This window comes from Chitinophaga sp. sic0106, from assembly GCF_019219075.1.
Lineage (GTDB): Bacteria > Bacteroidota > Bacteroidia > Chitinophagales > Chitinophagaceae > Chitinophaga.
The window spans coordinates 40,369-58,840 of the sequence record NZ_JAHUWJ010000026.1; the positions used below are offsets into that span (position 1 = coordinate 40,369).

Below are 18,472 nucleotides of genomic sequence, written 5' to 3' on the forward strand. Positions count from 1 at the left end.
ATGAAAAAAATTCTCATAGCAATAGCCGCAGCTGGTTTGTTTATGCAAGCCTGCAGCAACAAGCTGGATGTAAAGCCATCTGATGGCCTGGACGTTGGAGATGCCCTGGTGGATGTAGCTGGTGCAAATACAGCACTGAATGGTGTATACGATGCTTTACAGCAAACTGAATACTATGGTCGTAACTATTGGGTGATGACCGAAGTGAATGCGGACAATATTTATATCGCTGCAAGTAACAGTAACCGTTTTCTGAGCAGCTTCCGTCATGATTATAATACACAGGATGCAGACGTTCAGGATTTCTGGACCGTTGCTTACACGGGTATTATGCGTGCCGACCGTATCCTGGAAGCTATTGATAAAGTTTCCGGTGCTGAAGCGGACAAGAATGTGGTGAAAGGTGAAGCGCTGTTTTTGCGTGCGCTGATGCACTTTGACCTGGTGAATGTATTTGCCCGCCCTTACGCACAAGGCGGTGGCAGTCAGCCAGGAGTGCCATTAAAACTGAAATATGTAGTTGACATGCCTGCGCGTGCAACGGTGAAGGAAGTTTATGATCAGGTGATTGCTGATCTGACTGAGGCTAAAACTTTGCTGGCTAACGTAGGCGTATCTACGAAATACCACGCTAGCAAGTATGCAGCATCTGCCTTGCTGGCAAGAGTTTATCTTCAGAAAGGAGATAAAGTGAATGCCGCTGCTGAAGCAACAAATGTGATCAACGCCGGTTATTCCCTGCAGCCATCTGCTGCGGATTTCTATAATGTTCCCGGAAGTGCTGAAGAAATCTTCACCCTGGTATTTACAGATGCAGAAACAACTGGTTCTGATAATATCGGTCAGATGTATCTGAAACCAGGCTACGGTGACTTGCGTGTATCTCCGGATCTGTCCAGCAAGTTTGATGCGAAAGACAGTCGTTTGGTATACTTTGGTGCGCTGGATACAGAGGTTACCAACAGGAAGTTTTCCGGACAGACAGGTAAAGCTGGTATGACCAGTCCGAAACTGCTCCGTTTGTCAGAAATGTACCTGATTCGTGCTGAAGCGAACAGTGCCGCTAATCCGGATGCTGCTATTGCAGACGTGAATGTGATCAGAGAAAACAGAAATCTGGACAAGCTGGCAGGTATTGCTCCGGCGGCTGTGCTGGATTCTGTACTGGCTGAAAGCAGAAGAGAGTTTATGTTCGAAGGTCACCGTTATTTTGATTTGCTCAGAAACGGCAAAGGGGTAGACCGCAATTTCTGCGGTAGTATCCTGGCGGTTACCGCACCTTGCTCCTTTACTGCGGATGCATACAATATCGTATGGCCTATTCCTCAGACTGAGAAAAACACGAACCCTGACATCGAGCAGAACCAGGGTTATGAATAACTAGACAAGCATGTTGTAACCATAAAGAGTGCTTCGCTACGGCGGGGCACTCTTTTTTTATGCCTATTTAACAGAACTTTATAATCAAATAGTTTGTTTATTTAAATAAAAATAGTAGTCAATTTGGTTTTCTGATAAGGATTTATTTTATATTTGGTCAAAGGAAACAAATTTCGAATATATCTGTTATTAACCTGTTATTTAACATTTATTTATTTTAATTCATATGATAAAATAATTAAACCTGTATAGCTGCTAGTCACAGTTATATAGGTTCTAATGGTTAATGTTTATGAGCGCTTAACCCTGTTAGCTTATGAAGATTTTGTAACTACTAGTCACAGTTATGAAAGAGTTAATGAGGTGATGCCTTGATAAGTTCTAGCCTGCAATCTTCTTTTTATTAGTCAATCAAAACCAAGTCGCTTATGAAAAAAGGGCTACTACTTTGGCTGCTCCTGTTTGGCTGCATAGTAAACGCAGTCGCACAGCGAACGATCAGCGGAAAAGTTAGTGATGCAAAAGATGGCTCTGCTATTCCCGGAGTTACTGTTGTGATTAAGGGTACAACAAAAGGAGTATTCACCTCTGGTGATGGTACTTACAAACTTAATGGAGTAGAAAATGGAGCCACACTGGTATTTTCTTTCGTAGGTTATCTTACCAAAGAAGTACCGGCTGGGTCAGGCAACAGCATTGATGTAGCGCTGGAAGCCGACAAAAAACAACTCGGAGAAGTTGTTGTAACCGCTGTAGGTCTGAAAAAGAACGAGGCAGCACTGGGATATTCCATATCCACAGTAAAGCCTGATCAGATCCTTCAGAAATCCGAGCCTGATATGTTAAAAGGCCTGCAAGGTAAAGTTGCAGGTGTGGACATCAGGTCATCCCAGGGTACGCCAGGTGCGGCTACCCGTATCCAGATCCGTGGTAACACCTCGTTTTTTGGAAACAACCAGCCACTCATCGTTGTAGACGGTATCCCGTACAACAATGACCAGGTAACCACTTCTTCCCAAACCTCGGGTGGTGGTGCCTACGGTAGTGGTCTCTCTGCACTCGATCCAAATGACATTGCTTCCATGACCGTACTGAAAGGTGCCGCTGCTGCTGCACTTTATGGTTCCAGGGCGTCAAATGGTGCGGTAGTAATTACTACCAAATCCGGTTCTTCTACGCTCTCTAAACGGAAAACAGAAGTAACCTATTCTTCTTCTATCGCATTTGAAACCGTAGCCAGCTACCCTGATTACCAAAACAAATATGGTGCAGGTAGTAACTTTAACTACTCTGGTGTTTCGAATGGTTCCTGGGGTGCGCCCTTTGGTTCTATTGATTCGGTAGCATTATGGGCACCCTACGTTCGGGCATATCCTGAGCTTTATCCTCCTGGTACCAAAATTCCTTACAGGGCAGTACCTAATAACGTAAAAGATCTCTTCCGCACCGGTTTTATCTCTGAAAACTCTATCAGTGTAAACGGAGGAAATGAAAAATCTTCTGTAAGTGCAACGGCATCTTACCTGAGCCAGGATGGTTATGTACCTCACTCTGATTTTAACAGAGCAAGTCTCTCGGTGGGTGGTATTACCCGACTTACTAATGGCCTGAATGTGAGTGGTAACTTCAGCTACAGCACTACCAACCAGTTGGGTTCCCAGTTTGGTGAAAACCAGATTGATGGTGCTGCTTCTTCCTTTGCACGTAACCTCTTCCTGGCCAGAAACTGGGATATTGCCGGTTATCCATACGAAGATAAAAATGGTTATCCTGTGCAACCACTGGATGCTCAATTCGATAACCCTCTCTGGTCTTTCATTCACAATACAGTGAATACCAAAACTGACAGATATGTTGCTGGTCTGAAACTGAACTACGACATCCTGCCATGGTTCAACGCCAGCTACCAAATAGGTACGAATGTGAATAATCTCACCCGTAAAGAGATCATCGATCTTGGTTCCCGCGGAGCAGAAGGTCTGGGGCAGATCACCGAACAAAACTACCGTTTTGCAGAAATTGAGTCCAACCTCATCGGTACATTCACTCCGAAACTGAAAAATGAAGATTTCGGCTTTAAAGCGATCGTGGGTCATAACGTAAACCAGCGTACAACAAACTCTGTTATCAACATTGGTAAAGGTATTGTTGCACCTGGTATTTATAACCTGACCAATACAAAAAGTGTACTTCCTAATGAGGATATTCTTATTAAGAGAAGACTGTGGGGTATTTTCGCAGAGGTGGACCTCGATTATAAAAAATGGTTATTCCTGACTTTAACAGGTCGTAACGACTGGTCTTCTACATTGCCGAAAGAAAACCGTAGTTACTTTTATCCAAGTGCGGCCGTATCCTGGTTATTTACAGATGCACTCAAGATTCAGAGTAGCTGGTTTGACTTTGGTAAACTGCGTGCCAGCTGGGCCAAAGTGGGCCGCGATGCGGATCCATACAGCCTGCAAAATATCATGACGGTTAACGTACCATTCCTTGGTCAGTCTGGTGTTATCCAAAATCCTGGTGCCGGTAATCCAAATCTGAAACCAGAGTTTACACAGGATATCGAAGTAGGTGCTACTTTGGAATTCCTCAGCAGAAGAATCGCATTGGATTTTGCCTGGTATTCCAGAAAATCTACCAACCTGATTGCACCTATAACACTAGCTCCAACTTCTGGTTACACCACCTTCGTGGATAACTACGGCGAGATTACCAACAAAGGTTTTGAAATTGACCTGAACCTGGTTCCGGTTAAAACTGAAAACTTTACCTGGAATCTGCACTGGGTATTCGCGAGAAACGTGAATATGGTTACCAAGCTGAGAGATGGTGTTGATCGTTTACGCCTTGCAGGTGTACTTGATGGTATCAGCCCTTATCTGGAAGCCGGTAAGCCTTATGGATATCTGAGAGGTACCTATGATGCGCGTGATGCACAGGGAAATCTGTTGATAGACCCTAGCTCAGGCTTGCTCATTCCAGCCGGCGATCAGAGAATGGTTGGTAATCCAAATCCTGATTTTAAAACTGGTTTGACAACCACCTTTAACTACAAAGGTATCTTTCTGAATGCTTTATTTGATCTCACCAGAGGCGGTGACATTTACTCTGTAACAGTAAGTAGTTTACTGGGCCGTGGTGTAACCAAGGATACAGAAGGTCGTGAAAAAATGATCATCCTGCCTGGTTACTACGGTGATGTAAACAGTCCTGGTACACCGTTGTTGGATGACAAAGGAGCTCCTATTCCAAATAGCACACCGATATCTTTGTTTGACTCTTATTTCGGAGAAAGTTTTGCGATCAACTCTGCTACTGAATGGAATGTTTACGATGCTACTGTGTATACACTTCGTGAAGTAACATTGGGATACGATTTCCCTAAATCAATGTTCAATAAATCATTTATTGGTGGTTTAACGGTTACGTTGACTGGTCGTAACCTGTGGTATGTTGCTCCCGGTATGCCGAAATATACCAACTTCAACCCTGAAGTAGGTAGCTTCGGTTCGACTAACACCCAGGGTATTGAACTCTCTGGTGCACCAACTACCCGCCGTTATGGGTTCAACGTGAGAGTGACTTTCTAGTATTCATGAAAAAAAGACTATCGATGAAAAGAATTTGCATAATACTGTTAGGAGGCCTTTTAACGACTGTTGGTTGTACGAAAGGGTTCCTTGACATAAACACAGATCCGAATAACCCGTCGCAGGCGACCTCAAGTCAGTTGCTTACAGCAAGTGAGCAAGGCCTTGCCTATGCATTAGGGTTCAGTAACAGCGGCCGAGGTGCAATTGGTTTCACCGAAGTGCTGGCTGTATATATGCACCAGGTAACGGTGCGCGAATCTCAGGATCAATATGGGGCACAAGGTGACCAGTTTGATATCAACAATGCCTGGACACAATTCTATAGCGCGCAGAACAGCGGCTTTGGTTTTGTTGGTTTCCTGGAGAATACAAACGTGTTAATCCGTCAGGCCGACGAAGAACAAAACCACAGGTTTGCCGGTATCGGTCGTATCCTGAAAGCATATGGTATGAGTCAGATGGTGGACTTGTTTGGAGATGTTCCTTTCACTGAAGCTAACCAGTTTTATCTTACAAAAAACGGTTATCCTAAATTCGATGATGACGCAGCAATTTATCCTGAGTTATTAAAGATGCTGGATACTGCAATCGGAAATCTGTCACAGTCAGGTGGCAACTCCCTGGTGCCCGGTTCTGATGATCTGTTCTATGGTGGTAATGTTGATAGCTGGACCCGCCTTGCAAAAAGTATTAAGCTGAAGATGTTAGTACAACAACGCTTGATAAAAAATGTAAGTGCGGAGGTTTCTGCGTTGTTCAGTGATAAACTGATCAGCAAACTGGAACAGAGCTTCATGATGCCATATGGCCCAAGTAATTCACCAGATGACAGAAATCCTGGTTTTAATGATTATTTCGCAACACAACGTTCCCATTATGTGAGCCCGTGGTTCTATTCGATCCTGAAAGGATATAATCCACGGATATTTACCAATATTGAGGATCCACGTATTCCATATTACTTTTATAATCAGATGACCACCACAAGTGTTACACCGGCTGATTCTGGTAAAACAGACTATCGTGATAGTGCTTTTGTATCTATCCTTTTTGGCTCTGTTGGACCTAACAGAGACAGGTCAAATGATAATGGTATTTCTGTATTTGGAATATATCCTGTAGGAGGTCGTTACGATGATAACTACAAGAACTATAACCAAAACAATCAATTGAACATTGAAGGTGTGTCTTCATCGGATGCTACCGGAGCTGCTCCTTTGAGGCTGCTGACTTATGCTGATGTACTTTACCTGAAAGCGGAGTGTATCAACGCTGGTTTGATTGCAGGCGATGCACGTGCTACCCTGGAAGCTGCTATTCAGGAATCTTTCCTGCAGGTTGACTATGTAGCTACTAAAGCAAATAAAAACCAGACTATTCCTAAGCTTTCTGGTTCTGCTGCCGAAACCGATTACATTAATAAAGTGTTAGCCTTCTACGATGGCAGGCCAACAAATAATGATAAGCTGGAAGTAATTATGACCCAGAAATGGATTCAAAGTTATGGCTTCAGTTGCGATCAGTATTCTGATTATCGTCGTACCGGTTTCCCAATTTTATTTAATCCAAATGATCCAACTCAGGCTCCTGGAGGGTTTTATCAGCCACCGATTTTCGGTGATCCAACTTCGACTGAACCAAACCATGTTCAGCCAAGGGTAAGGGTGGTATTGGGCAGAAATTATCCACTCTCCCTACCATATCCGGCAGATGAATTAAACGTAAACAGAAATGCTCCACCTCAGAAGCAGCCAGATGTTTCTAATGTATTCTGGGATCCTAAGTAGCATTATTTAAGCATTAAAAAATTGTAAGTATGAAGAATTCAGTAACATTGATATTAATGCTTCTTGCGGTTTGCGTATTCAGTTCCTGCCGTAAGAACGATAATCCGAAATTGCCTGATAATATTCGTGAAGGGGTACTGCCTTTGTTTACTCAAACAGCAGGTAGTGGCAATCTGAATAACATCCGCAACTTTACAGCTACTTTCGACCTGGATTATTATTTCCCGAATGCGTTGAAAGCTACAAAAATTGATATCTACGCAGCATATGACGGGGATTATCAGCATACGCATCTTATTCAGGCAAATGTCACCCTTCCTGCTAAGAACATCACTGTAACAGGTGCTCAATTCATAGAGTGGTTCGGTATTGATCCTGCAACACTGGCTAAAGATGAGTATATCGAAATTGGAGCTGATATGACCTTGCCCGATGGGACATTGGTAAAAGCATTTCCGTTTTATTTAGATGGTAATGGCAATATGGTGCCAATTGCGCCATACAGCAGCAATTCCTATGGTATGGCAGGTTCAAATCCTTCTTTGTTCTGGCAAAAAACAATAGATTAATTCTGTTTAAGAATTATAACAACACTTATCAGAATCCCGGCTGCTCAAGGTGGCCGGGATTTTTTGTCAATTTACCACTCCTACATTTTTGCATGCCATCGCTACTAATGCACAATTAGTACAACTTTCAACCGGTTGAAATGATAGGTTTAATAATAATCTATTGATAAGCAATGTATTGAATAACTTAACATTCCTTTAAGTTAAATAATGTTAAAATTTTCCCACTAAAATGTTATTGAATCCAAAACCATTTACATTATATTTGTTTGATCAATGCGAGATGATACTCCTTTGATGACAAAGTCTAATATTGCTTATAGAAGAATAGTTTAGTAGTCTAACATGCTTATGAGGAATCGAATCGCCAACGATTTTTCCATTACTTTATAGCAACCATAGTCCTTAAAACCTGACGTAGGTCTTGTTATAGTCTTTTGCATGCTCAAAAGCTAAACAAGCTCCCGGAGGAACAGGTATAGTTATGTGCTTATGTCAGCAAAATAACCCACTATTGGTAACAAGGTATAGCTTATTAGATAGTAGATTCAACCGAATTTGAACGCAGTAGTATTTAATCACAGTTAAGGAAACATGATGGTAAATGTTATGCTTGTTTAGTATTTCAGTGTAATCCGCTGTAGCAGGGTTGCAGTTACATTATATTGTATTTGGGGACTGTAATAAAAAAGGCATTCAAATGTCTAAGGGCGATGTCATGCCTATACCACCACCAACTACTGACGTTTTACTTTTTATTGTCTAATCAAAATTGCTTATGAAGAAAGGATTATTCCTCGGGCTGCTCGCGGTCCTCAGTGTCTTCCAGGCGCTGGCGCAATCCAGAACGATCACAGGTAAGGTAACCGACGCGAAAGATGGTTCACCGCTTCCTGGCGTTACTGTAAAAATCCCTGGTACCAATATCGGTACATTAACAACTCCTACCGGTGAATATACGCTTGCTGTAGATGCTAAGGTAGCAACACTGGAGTTTTCCTTTGTTGGCTATATGCTGCAAAAAGTGAATGTTGCCAACAAGGTTAACGTAAACGTATTGTTGGAAGGTGATCAGAAAGCATTGAGTGAAGTAGTTGTTGTAGGCTACGGTACTCAAGAGCGTAAAAACGTGACTGCTTCCATCGCTTCTATTAACGGTGCTGCGTTGAAAAATGCGGCTGCTCCTGCAATTGACCGCCAACTGGCGGGTCAGGTAGCGGGTGTACAGGCTACTACTGCCAGTGGTACCTTGGGCCAGCCTGCACGTATCCGTATCCGCGGTACAAACTCCATGACTTCCAGTGCTGATCCGCTGTACGTAATTGATGGAGTACCTATTATCGCCGGTAACCAAAGTGGCGTTACGCCAAATAACCCACTGGGTGATATCAATCCAAACGATATCGAAAGTATGGAAGTACTGAAAGATGGATCTGCAACAGCTATCTACGGTTCCCGTGCTGCAAACGGTGTAATCCTCATCACCACTAAAAAAGGTAAGCAAGGAAAAGGAAAAGTAAACTATGATGCATGGTTCGCTTCTGCCAATCCTTCTAAAAGATTCGACCTGCTGAATGCTGAAGAATTCATCACCATCGCAAACGAAAAATATACTAACGCAGGTGGCTCTCCGCAAGCAGTTGCAACGCCTAACCCAGCTGGCGGTTTTTATGATACCGACTGGCAGGATCAGGTGCTGAGAAATGGTTTTCAACAAAATCATTCACTGTCGTTAAGCGGCGCTTCTGAGCAAACTAACTATTATTTCTCCCTTGGCTATTCTGATATGAATGGTATGCTGGTTGGTAACGATCAGAAAAAATATCAGGCACGCATCCGTGTAGAACAAAAGGCGCTGAACATTGTAACAGTTGGTATCAATGCGAACATTTCCCATGTTACCAACAATGGTTTCAACACAAGCACCAACGGTTTGTCTGGTAGCGTTTCCAATGCGCTCCGTTCCCTGCCTAACGTTCCGGTAATGAATCCGGATGGTTCTTACAATATCAACGTGGCAGCCAATACGCAAGGTCAGGGTTCCAACAAAATCCGTATCGGTGACAACTATCCAAACATCAGATATGTGTTGGATAACAACGTGTACAGAAACCAAAATCTGAACGTTACCGGTAATACCTTTGTGAACGTTGAAATCCTGAAAGGACTGAACTTCAGAACTCAGTTAGGCGTGAACCTGCTGAGTGGTGAAGATTACCAATACTGGAATCCAATCCACGGTGACGGTAGAAGTACTAAAGGCTATGTATTCCAGCAATATATCCCTAGCTTCCGTTACAACTGGGCAAACACATTGTCTTATAACAAGACCTTCGGCAAAAACAACATCAATGCTGTTGCCGGTTTCGAGCTGCAAAAAAGCAGAGAAAGATCTTTCTTCGCTGACGCACAAGGAATCAGTAACACTTACTTCGCCGGCGAAAACTTGATTTCAGGTAGTGTGACCCCGCTCACAGTAGGTGGTGGTATCACTGAAAGAGCTTTCAGGTCTTTCTTTGGTCGTGCATCTTATGCTTATGCTGATCGTTATATCTTAAGTGCAACACTCCGTAGAGATGCTATTTCTGCACTGCCTCCGGGTAAACAGAATGCTAACCTGCCAGGCGTTTCTGCTGGTTGGAGAATTTCTGAAGAAGACTTCTTCAAAAGCGGTAGCATATCCAGTGTGATTTCCAATGTAAAAATCCGTGGTGGCTGGGCAAAAGTAGGTAACGTAGAAATCGGACCTTATCCTTACTACGGCTCTTACAAGGCACTTAACTATGGTACTAGCTCTGCTTTCGGATACAACCAAGTATATAATCCTGATCTGACTTTCGAAACAAGTAAAAAAGTTAACATTGGTTTTGACCTCGGTCTCCTGAAAGATCGTATCACTGTTACAGCTGATTATTTCAAGAACAACATTGATAACATGATCCTGCAGGTACCAGTAGCACCATCTTTAGGTGTTCCTAACTCTGTACGACCAAACGTAATTTCAATCAACGCAGGCAGCATGACTAACCGTGGTGTGGAATTAAGCGTTACTTCTGTAAACATCCAGAAAGGCGATTTCCAGTGGACTACTTCTGCCAACGTAACATTTGTGAAAAATAAAGTTACCTCCCTGTACAAAGGATCTGACCTTGTTTATAACTACAATGTAACCCAGGTAGGCCGTTCTCTTGCAGAGTTCTATGGATTTGTTTACAGAGGTGTAAACCCTGCCAACGGTAATCCACTGTATGAAAAAGCTGATGGTAGCCTTGTTCAGGGTAATGTAAAAGATCCTAACAATGCATCCCGCCAGAACTACTATACTAAGTACGATCCGGCTAAACCAGAGGACAATTCAGTAGCTGCTACCCTGGTTAATTCTGACAAACGCTTCCTGGGCCAATCGACTCCTACCTACTATGGTGGTTTGAATAACACGGTTTCTTATAAAGGGTTTGATTTCAACATCTTCTTCTCTTTTGCAGGTGGTAACAAAATCATGAACGTTACCCGCCAGGAAACATTGAACAACCAGAAATTCCAGAATAACAGTAAAGAAATTCTGAACAGATGGACCACTCCGGGCCAGGTTACTGATGTTCCTAAACTGTATCAGGGTTCTGATGCGTTCCTGTTGCAATCCAGCAATACCACTACCCGTTTCCTTGAGTCAGGTGATTTCATCCGCGCTCAGAATATCGGTTTAGGTTATATGTTGCCTGCTGACCTGCTGAAACACGCACGTATCGCCAGCGCACGTTTCTATTTCCAGGTACAGAATGCTTTCGTGATCACCAAGTATACAGGTGCTGATCCAGAGCTGAACACTTACAGCGCTTCTGGTACTAATGCTAACCTGCAGCCAGGTATTGACTATAACACTGCTCCAGTACCACGTACCTATACCTTCGGCGTTAACATTGGTCTGTAAAAAAAAATTGAAACATGAGAAATATATTCAGATATAAATACACAGGAACTGTACTAGCAGCATCTTTGATGATATCTGCCAGCTTCACCTCTTGTAAGAAATATACCGAACTCACTCCTAAAGATGTGTTAAGTATTCCTTCCGCATTTGCTGATTCAGCTAATATTGAAACTACACTCAATGGTGTATACAATGCTGCTGCGGTAGGTAGTTATAATGATGGTGCTGGTCGTGGCTATCCTTTTGGTGGCGCTGCTATTCAGCAGTCAGATATGCGTGGTGAGGATATGCTGAACCTGGCAACCTTCTACGAAATCACTTATAAATCCACCATCACTACCACCACGGCGAACAATGTGCACATGTGGTTAAACCTGTACGCTTTAGTGAACCAGGCGAATGTGTTTATTGAAGGTGCGAAAAAAGCAGAGAAAGCCGGCCTTATTTCTTCCGGAAAAGAACTGCAGATGGAAGCTGAAGCCCGTTTCCTGAGAGCGCTCGCTCACCATGAACTGCTGTTGAACTTCTGTCGTCCATATGCAGACGGTAACGGTAGCAAACCAGGTATTCCTTACCGTGATGTAGCCATCGATGATCCTTCCAAAATTGAAGAAGCGCTGAAAGTAGGCAGAGGTACTGTTGCTGAAGCTTATACTAAGGTGCTGGCTGACCTGGATTTCGTTGAACAGAACGGCGCCGGAACCAACGTGAATAAGGCAAATAAAGGTGCCGCTATCGCGCTTAAAACCAGGATTAAACTGCACATGGCTGATTACGCAGGCGTAATCGCTGAAGCAACCAAGCTGGGTACTGATAAAGCAGTTCCTACCAGCCCGCTCAACGGTTATGTACTGGCTGCAGCTCCATCTGATCCATTCCTGACAGCGAGCAAAGAATCCATCTTCTCTATTGCTAACAGTACTTTAGCAAATGGTGGTACAAATGGTGCATTAGCACCAATGTACGGCCCTGCTGACCTGGGTGGCCGTGGACTGGTAGCACTGAGCCCTAACCTGTTCAATCAGGCATGGTGGGTAGCTGATGATATCCGCAGAACTACATTGACTTACAAGTCAACCGACGGAAAAACCTACTCTTATAAATTCCGTGACTACGTAAATAAAGCAGATAATTCCCCTATCATCCGTTATGCGGAAGTGGTACTGAACGCTGCAGAAGCATATGCACGTACTGGAAATGATGCACAGGCTTTCATTCTGTTAAACAATGTTCGTAACAGAGCATTGCCAGCAACCAGCACGAACCGCTTCACAACAGCACCTGCTGATCTGGTACTGGCTATCCTGCAAGAGCGTAGAATTGAGTTCCAGGGTGAAGGTCGCCGCTGGGCTGATATCCACCGCCTCGCTTTCGATACCAAATACGGTTTCAAAGGTGTACCTGCTAAAATTGACCCGGCTTCAGGCTTCACTGGTACTGCCGCTGACTACAAAGCTGCTTCCGGCCAGCTGTTGCCAACTAACGTTGCTGCAGTGCCTTATGATGACTACCGTTATCTGTGGCCTTTCCCTGCAACTGAAGTAGCAGCGAATCCAACACTGAAAGCGCAACAAAACCCTGGTTACGAATAATTACACTAATGAAGTATTTAATAGTGAATTAATAGATAATAATCAGTAAACAAGTAAGGGTGTACCATCGCAAATGGTACACCCTTCTTGTTTACATGCCAGTTACGCGTCTGCCGATGATTAGCGGTGAAGGCAAGCCCATGTAGCATAAAAAAAGCCCCGATGGAGTTACCCACCGGGACCTTATATCTCTTTACAAAAAATCTTATTTCAATATTTCCTTCAGCTTCGCTTCCAGTGCAGGCCCGCGAAGATTAGCCGCAATAATTTTACCCTGCGGATCAATCAGGAAGTTAGCAGGAATAGCGTTGATACCAAAGGTATTCACCACGGCAGACTCCCAGAATTTCAGGTCGCTCACCTGGGTCCAGGCCAGGCCATCCTGCTGAATAGCTTCTGTCCATTTAGATTTCTCCTTATCCAGGGATACGCCGAGTATAGTGAAATTCTTGCCTTTGTATTGTTGGAAAGCACTCACTACATTCGGATTTTCAGCGCGACAAGGACCGCACCAGCTGGCCCAGAAGTCCACCAGTACATACTTTCCACGGAAGGAACTCAGACTCACCATCTTACCATTCGGGTCGGGAAGGGTGAAATCTTTAGCTGTTTCACCAACCTTTACCGCGATAGACGGTTCTTCACCACCAGCAGCATCGCCGCCGGCACCCTGCATTTTTTCCATTTCATCTACTTTCCCTACCAGGCTTTTCACCAGCGTGTTTTCAGGAAAACGTTTCTGCATATTGGTGAGCACCTGCCTGTGGCCAAGGATTTCGCCGGCATCACGCACCTGGCTGATAGCAAATACCGCGTTAGCAGGATACTTGGTTTTATCAGCGGTGATGAAAAAGTATTCTTCAAATTCTTTCTCCTTACGTTGCAGCTCTTCCACTTTAGGATGCAGCACACTGTCCGGCGTTTTTACGCTATGTAAACTATCCAGCCTGCGCATTTCTTCGGTAAGTGCGATGGACTGCTTGCTGATGCTGGCCAGGAACTGGTGCAGTTCAGCAGTAGATTCAGAACCCTCTACTTTCAGGTTGTCCAGATTGTCGACGTCACCTTCCAGCTTCATGTCACCGGCATCCAGTGACAGGATAATGAACTTGCCATTGCTGAAGCGGATGCGGTAAAGGCCCTGCTCCGGCACCATGCCTTTGAGACTGAATTTACCACCGGCATCTTTAACATTGGTGGAGTCCACCACTTTAATATCTGTGAGGCTAAGCTGCTCCAGTACTACAGGTCCGACAGGCAGGTTAGTCAGTTGCCCGTCAATTTTGAACTCTCCCTTTTCCTGCTGCTGACCGGCGCATCCTGCAAGGAAAGCGGCGGCAGACAGCCATAAGAAGTATTTTTTCATGCAATCAGTTTTTAATATTCAATATCTGCAAGCCCTCAAATTAGGTTAATTTCATGGATTGGCCTCAACCCTTCAGTTTTTCGGCCAGCAGCTCATTGGTCAGGCGTGGATCGGCCTTTCCTTTCGATGCTTTCATGACCTCTCCCACAAACAATGCCAGTAACCCCTTCTTGCCACCGCGGTAGGCAGCTACTTTATCCGGATATTTTGCAAGCACTTCATCGATGATAGGGGCAATGTTATCCGCATTGTTGTCCTGGATCAGATTCAGTCTGGTCGCTATTTCCAGTGGCTCGGCAGGATCGCTGATCATTTCCGGCAATATCCTGGAGGAGGCAATGGAGAAGCTCACTTTCCCACTGTCCACCAGCGCAATCAGTTTGGCCAGGGTAGCAGGTGGCAACGGAAAAGCTGTGATGTCCGCACCTTTATCATTCAGATAAGACTTTACAGGCCCCAGGAGCCAGTTGGCAGCCGCCTTGTATTGGCTGGTAGTGGCAATCAATGCCTCAAAATAATCGGCCGTGGCCTTATCATCGCAGATAACGCGGGCATCATATTCCGGCAGGTTATATTGTGTGATATATTTCTGAATCAATTCCTCCGGTAATGCCGGCAGTGTAGCCCTGATGGCATTAATGAAATCATCGCTGAGGTGGAAAGGTGCCAGGTCAGGCTCGGGGAAGTAGCGGTAATCATTGGCTTCTTCCTTGGAGCGCATGCTGAATGATGTGCCGGTAGCGGCATCAAAGCTCCTGGTTTCCTGTACAATCGTACCACCGGTTTCCAGGAGTTCCACCTGCCGCTTTACTTCGAGCTCTATGGCGCGTTTCACGTTGCGGATGGAGTTCATGTTTTTCACTTCTACCTTAGTGCCCAGGGTGGTAGCGCCTTTCAGGCGGATGGAGATGTTGGCGTCACAGCGCATGCTGCCTTCTTCCATGTTTCCGTCGCATACCCCGAGGTAACGCACGAGGCGGCGCAGTTCCGTCAGGTACTGATAGGCTTCCTCGCTGGTGTGCATATCCGGCTCACTTACGATTTCTACCAGCGGTACACCGGCACGGTTCAGGTCCACATAGCTGTAGGAAGGGTCCTGGTCGTGCAGCAGCTTACCCGCATCTTCTTCAAGGTGGATGCGGTTGAGTTTAATATCGCGTGTACCTGCATCCGTTGTGATACGTACGTATCCGCCGTTGCAGATAGGAGCTGTATGTTGTGATACCTGGTATCCTTTTGGGAGATCAGGGTAAAAGTAGTTTTTGCGTGCGAAGTAGTTATCCTTTTCTATGGCGCAATGACAAGCCAGGCCAAGTTTGATGGCATATTCGGCTGCTTTTTTATTCATGCGGGGTAAAGTACCCGGATGAGCCATGGTGATAGGACTGATGTGGGTATTGGGGGCTCCGCCGAAAGCGGCACTGTCGCTGCAGAATAGTTTGCTTTCCGTCAGCAGCTGGGCATGAACTTCAAGCCCAATCACGGTTTCGTATTTACTGTAATCCAAGAGGTGACATTTTAAAAATTCCAATAAAATAAAATCGAAAGCAAATCACCACTATAATTGCTTGCTGATTAACGCAAATATATTCAAATAATGCTGTGTTTCCGGGCAAATTCCTGCCCGGAAAATGGTAAATTGGGTTATATCAAAAGTTTAAATTCATCCCTATGATCAGTAATACCCAGGCCGGACAGTTGTATAAAGCCCAGAAAGCCTATTTTGACTCGGGGGCTACGCTGCCGTATAATTTCCGGAAAGCCCAGCTGAAGCGGTTGAAAAAGGCCATTGAGCAGTACGAAACCCGCATCCTGGAGGCACTACATCAGGATTTACATAAACACCCGATGGAGGCATATTCCAGCGAGGTGGGCTTTTTATATGAAGAAATCGGTTTTATCCTGGAACATCTCAAAGAGTGGATGCAACCGGAAGTGGTGACCAGTCCGCTGGTGACATATCCGAGCAGCAGCCGGATATACCGGGAGCCGCTGGGACTTACGCTGATCATAGCCCCATGGAATTACCCCTTTATGCTGTTGCTCAGCCCTTTACTGGGCGCTATAGCAGGGGGCAACTGCGCCATTCTGAAACCTTCGGAACTGGCGCCGGCTACATCTGCCCTGCTAACAGACCTCATAAGAGAAACCTTTGATCCTGCCTATATCGCTATAGTGGAGGGTGATGGCGGTGTGGTGATTCCCATGCTGATGTCGTACCGCTTTGATCATATATTTTTCACCGGAAGCATACCGGTGGGTAAAAAGATTATGGAGATGGCAGTGCCGCACCTGACGCCTGTAACGCTGGAGTTAGGAGGTAAATCACCTTGCGTGGTGGATGAAAAAGTGAATGTAACGGTAGCGGCTAAACGTATCGCCTGGGGGAAATTCTGGAATGCCGGCCAAACCTGCGTGGCACCCGATTATATACTGGTACATGAAAATGTGCAGACCGCCTTTACGGATGCACTTAAGCAGGCAATCCGTGAATTTTTTGGAGATGACCCCGCTGCCAGTGGGGATTACGCCCGTATGATCAACGAAAAGCGCTTCGATGCGGTGGCTAAATACCTGCAACAAGGGCATGTTGCCCATGGTGGGCAAACGGATCGCAATACCAAATACATTGCCCCTACCCTGCTGACGGATGTGGAATGGGATGCCCCCGTGATGCAGGAAGAAATATTCGGACCGGTATTGCCGATACTTCCATTTAAAACCCTGGATCAGGCGATTGCCGCTATACGTAGGCTGCCCTATCCGCTGGCATTATATGTATTTACAAAAAGCAAGAAAACAGAAAGGGCACTGATAGAACAGGTGCGCTTTGGCGGTGGCTGTATCAACAATGCGCTGGTGCATTTAACCAATCCTGAAATGCCGTTTGGTGGCACGGGATACAGTGGTATGGGCCAGTATCACGGCAGGTATAGTTTTGAAACGTTTACACATCCGAAGAGTGTGCTGAAAACAGGTACCTGGCTGGATGTACCTACGAAGTATCCGCCGTTTAAGAATAAGTTGAAGTTATTAAAGAAGATAATGTAGCTGACACCTTCGGTGTCAGCTGGAGTGGTTCCGCGCTGCGCGCGGAGCACATTGCCGGAGGAGTGACTGCGGGTACGATGGTAGCCGGTTGATTGCTGGCTGAGTATCAAACAATATTAAATAAGAAAGGCTGCCAACCGGCAGCCTTTCTCTTTGCACACTATAAATTAACCTTGTTAATTTTCTTAGGAATTTTCACCTCTAACGTTTGGGTGGCACCATTTCGTATAACCTTGGCCGTTATATTTGCTTTTTGCTGGTTAAAACGATAGGCGTTTGCCACGTCGCGGGCGGTTTTTACTGCTGTTCCACCAAACTCAGTCACGATATCATCGTTTTTGAATCCTGCTTTTTCGGCTGCGGAACCTTCTTCTACGTCGGTTACCTTCGCACCTTTGCTATCTTCGGTATCTTCTACCTGCAAGCCTAAACGAAGGTTACTACCGCCCCGGCGGAAGGAGAAATTATCATTCATTTCCGGCCCCTGGAAGTTGAAGAAGCCGCCTGGGTTGCGGTCGGGCGAAGGCATTAGTAGCTCCATACCACCTTGCTCCTTACGTTCGTCGAGGGTTACGGTTGTTTGTGTTTCTTTCTTATTACGTGTGTACGTAACCGTTATTTTGTCGCCCGGGGCATAAGTGCCGATGGTTTCGTACAATTCTTTGGGCTCGGCGATTTTTTTCGCATCAACGCGGAGAATGATATCGCCTGTTTTAATCCCGGCTTTGGCGGCGGGACTATTGGGGGAAACTGTTTTTACGGTTACGCCGGTAGCTTCTTCTTTTTCAGTAATCACCCCTAACAGCGCTTTGTTAGGTCTGATGTTGAATACTTCCGGTGCATCTCCTTCCTCAGCGTCATCGTTATCGTTGAAGAAGTTGAACCCGTTCATGGTGCTGCCACTCATTCCCAGGGAGTTGCCATCCATGGGGGTGACTTTACGTTTGAAGACGGAGATGTCGGGACTATTATACTGGTCCACTTTTTTACCGTCTACCAATACTTCGCCGTTTTTGATTTCCACGGTTACTTTTCCGTCGTTGTTGCCTTTGCGTTTGATGATGATTTCATCAAATTCGCCCAGCTTGTCTTTTGACTGTTGTGCATGCACGGTGGTAGTCAAGAGGCTGAAGCAGGTGAACCCTGCAATAGATAATGTTTGCAGTAACTTGTTCATATGCTGATCTGTTTAAATTTAAT

Annotated in this window: 10 protein-coding genes; 7 read left to right on the forward strand and 3 right to left on the reverse strand. The window is 45.1% G+C overall.

What is annotated here, in order from left to right:
* The 6 genes from KW844_RS26460 (at window position 1) to KW844_RS26485 (ending at window position 12,855) form a co-directional block, all read left to right on the forward strand.
* Window positions 1-1,380: a RagB/SusD family nutrient uptake outer membrane protein gene (locus KW844_RS26460; protein WP_218379782.1), complete on the forward strand. Its 1,380-nt coding sequence runs from the start codon at window positions 1-3 to the stop codon at window positions 1,378-1,380.
* 428 nt (window positions 1,381-1,808) lie between these two features.
* Complete coding sequence (locus KW844_RS26465) at window positions 1,809-4,973, forward strand: SusC/RagA family TonB-linked outer membrane protein (RefSeq protein ID WP_218379783.1); 3,165 nt, start codon at window positions 1,809-1,811, stop codon at window positions 4,971-4,973.
* Between the two features lie 23 nt (window positions 4,974-4,996).
* Entirely contained in the window at window positions 4,997-6,763 is a 1,767-nt protein-coding gene (locus KW844_RS26470) for a SusD/RagB family nutrient-binding outer membrane lipoprotein (protein WP_218379784.1), read from the forward strand.
* Window positions 6,764-6,792: 29 nt separating this feature from the next.
* Window positions 6,793-7,332, forward strand: a complete 540-nt coding sequence (locus KW844_RS26475; protein WP_218379785.1) for a hypothetical protein — start codon at window positions 6,793-6,795, stop codon at window positions 7,330-7,332.
* 778 nt (window positions 7,333-8,110) lie between these two features.
* A complete protein-coding gene (locus KW844_RS26480; protein ID WP_218379786.1) occupies window positions 8,111-11,263 on the forward strand; it encodes a TonB-dependent receptor in 3,153 nt (1,050 codons plus the stop codon).
* A 14-nt stretch (window positions 11,264-11,277) separates the two neighbouring features.
* Window positions 11,278-12,855 carry a RagB/SusD family nutrient uptake outer membrane protein gene (locus tag KW844_RS26485; RefSeq protein WP_218379787.1) on the forward strand — a complete coding sequence of 526 codons (1,578 nt, stop codon included), beginning with the start codon at window positions 11,278-11,280 and terminating at the stop codon, window positions 12,853-12,855.
* Window positions 12,856-13,060: 205 nt separating this feature from the next.
* Here the strand turns inward: KW844_RS26485 and KW844_RS26490 are convergent, their stop codons facing one another.
* Both KW844_RS26490 and gatB read right to left on the reverse strand, forming a co-directional pair.
* Window positions 13,061-14,221 (reverse strand): TlpA disulfide reductase family protein, encoded by a 1,161-nt coding sequence (locus tag KW844_RS26490; protein WP_255578643.1) that lies wholly within the window; start codon window positions 14,219-14,221, stop codon window positions 13,061-13,063.
* Window positions 14,222-14,285: 64 nt separating this feature from the next.
* Window positions 14,286-15,728 (reverse strand): Asp-tRNA(Asn)/Glu-tRNA(Gln) amidotransferase subunit GatB, encoded by a 1,443-nt coding sequence (gene gatB / locus KW844_RS26495; protein ID WP_218379788.1) that lies wholly within the window; start codon window positions 15,726-15,728, stop codon window positions 14,286-14,288.
* Between the two features lie 164 nt (window positions 15,729-15,892).
* On the opposite strand from gatB, the gene KW844_RS26500 reads away from it, so the two are divergent.
* Window positions 15,893-17,272, forward strand: a complete 1,380-nt coding sequence (locus KW844_RS26500) for an aldehyde dehydrogenase (RefSeq protein ID WP_218379789.1) — start codon at window positions 15,893-15,895, stop codon at window positions 17,270-17,272.
* Between the two features lie 160 nt (window positions 17,273-17,432).
* Here KW844_RS26500 and KW844_RS26505 read toward each other — a convergent pair whose 3' ends face one another.
* Window positions 17,433-18,449 (reverse strand): PDZ domain-containing protein, encoded by a 1,017-nt coding sequence (locus KW844_RS26505; RefSeq protein WP_218379790.1) that lies wholly within the window; start codon window positions 18,447-18,449, stop codon window positions 17,433-17,435.
* Between the last annotated feature and the right edge of the window lie 23 nt (window positions 18,450-18,472).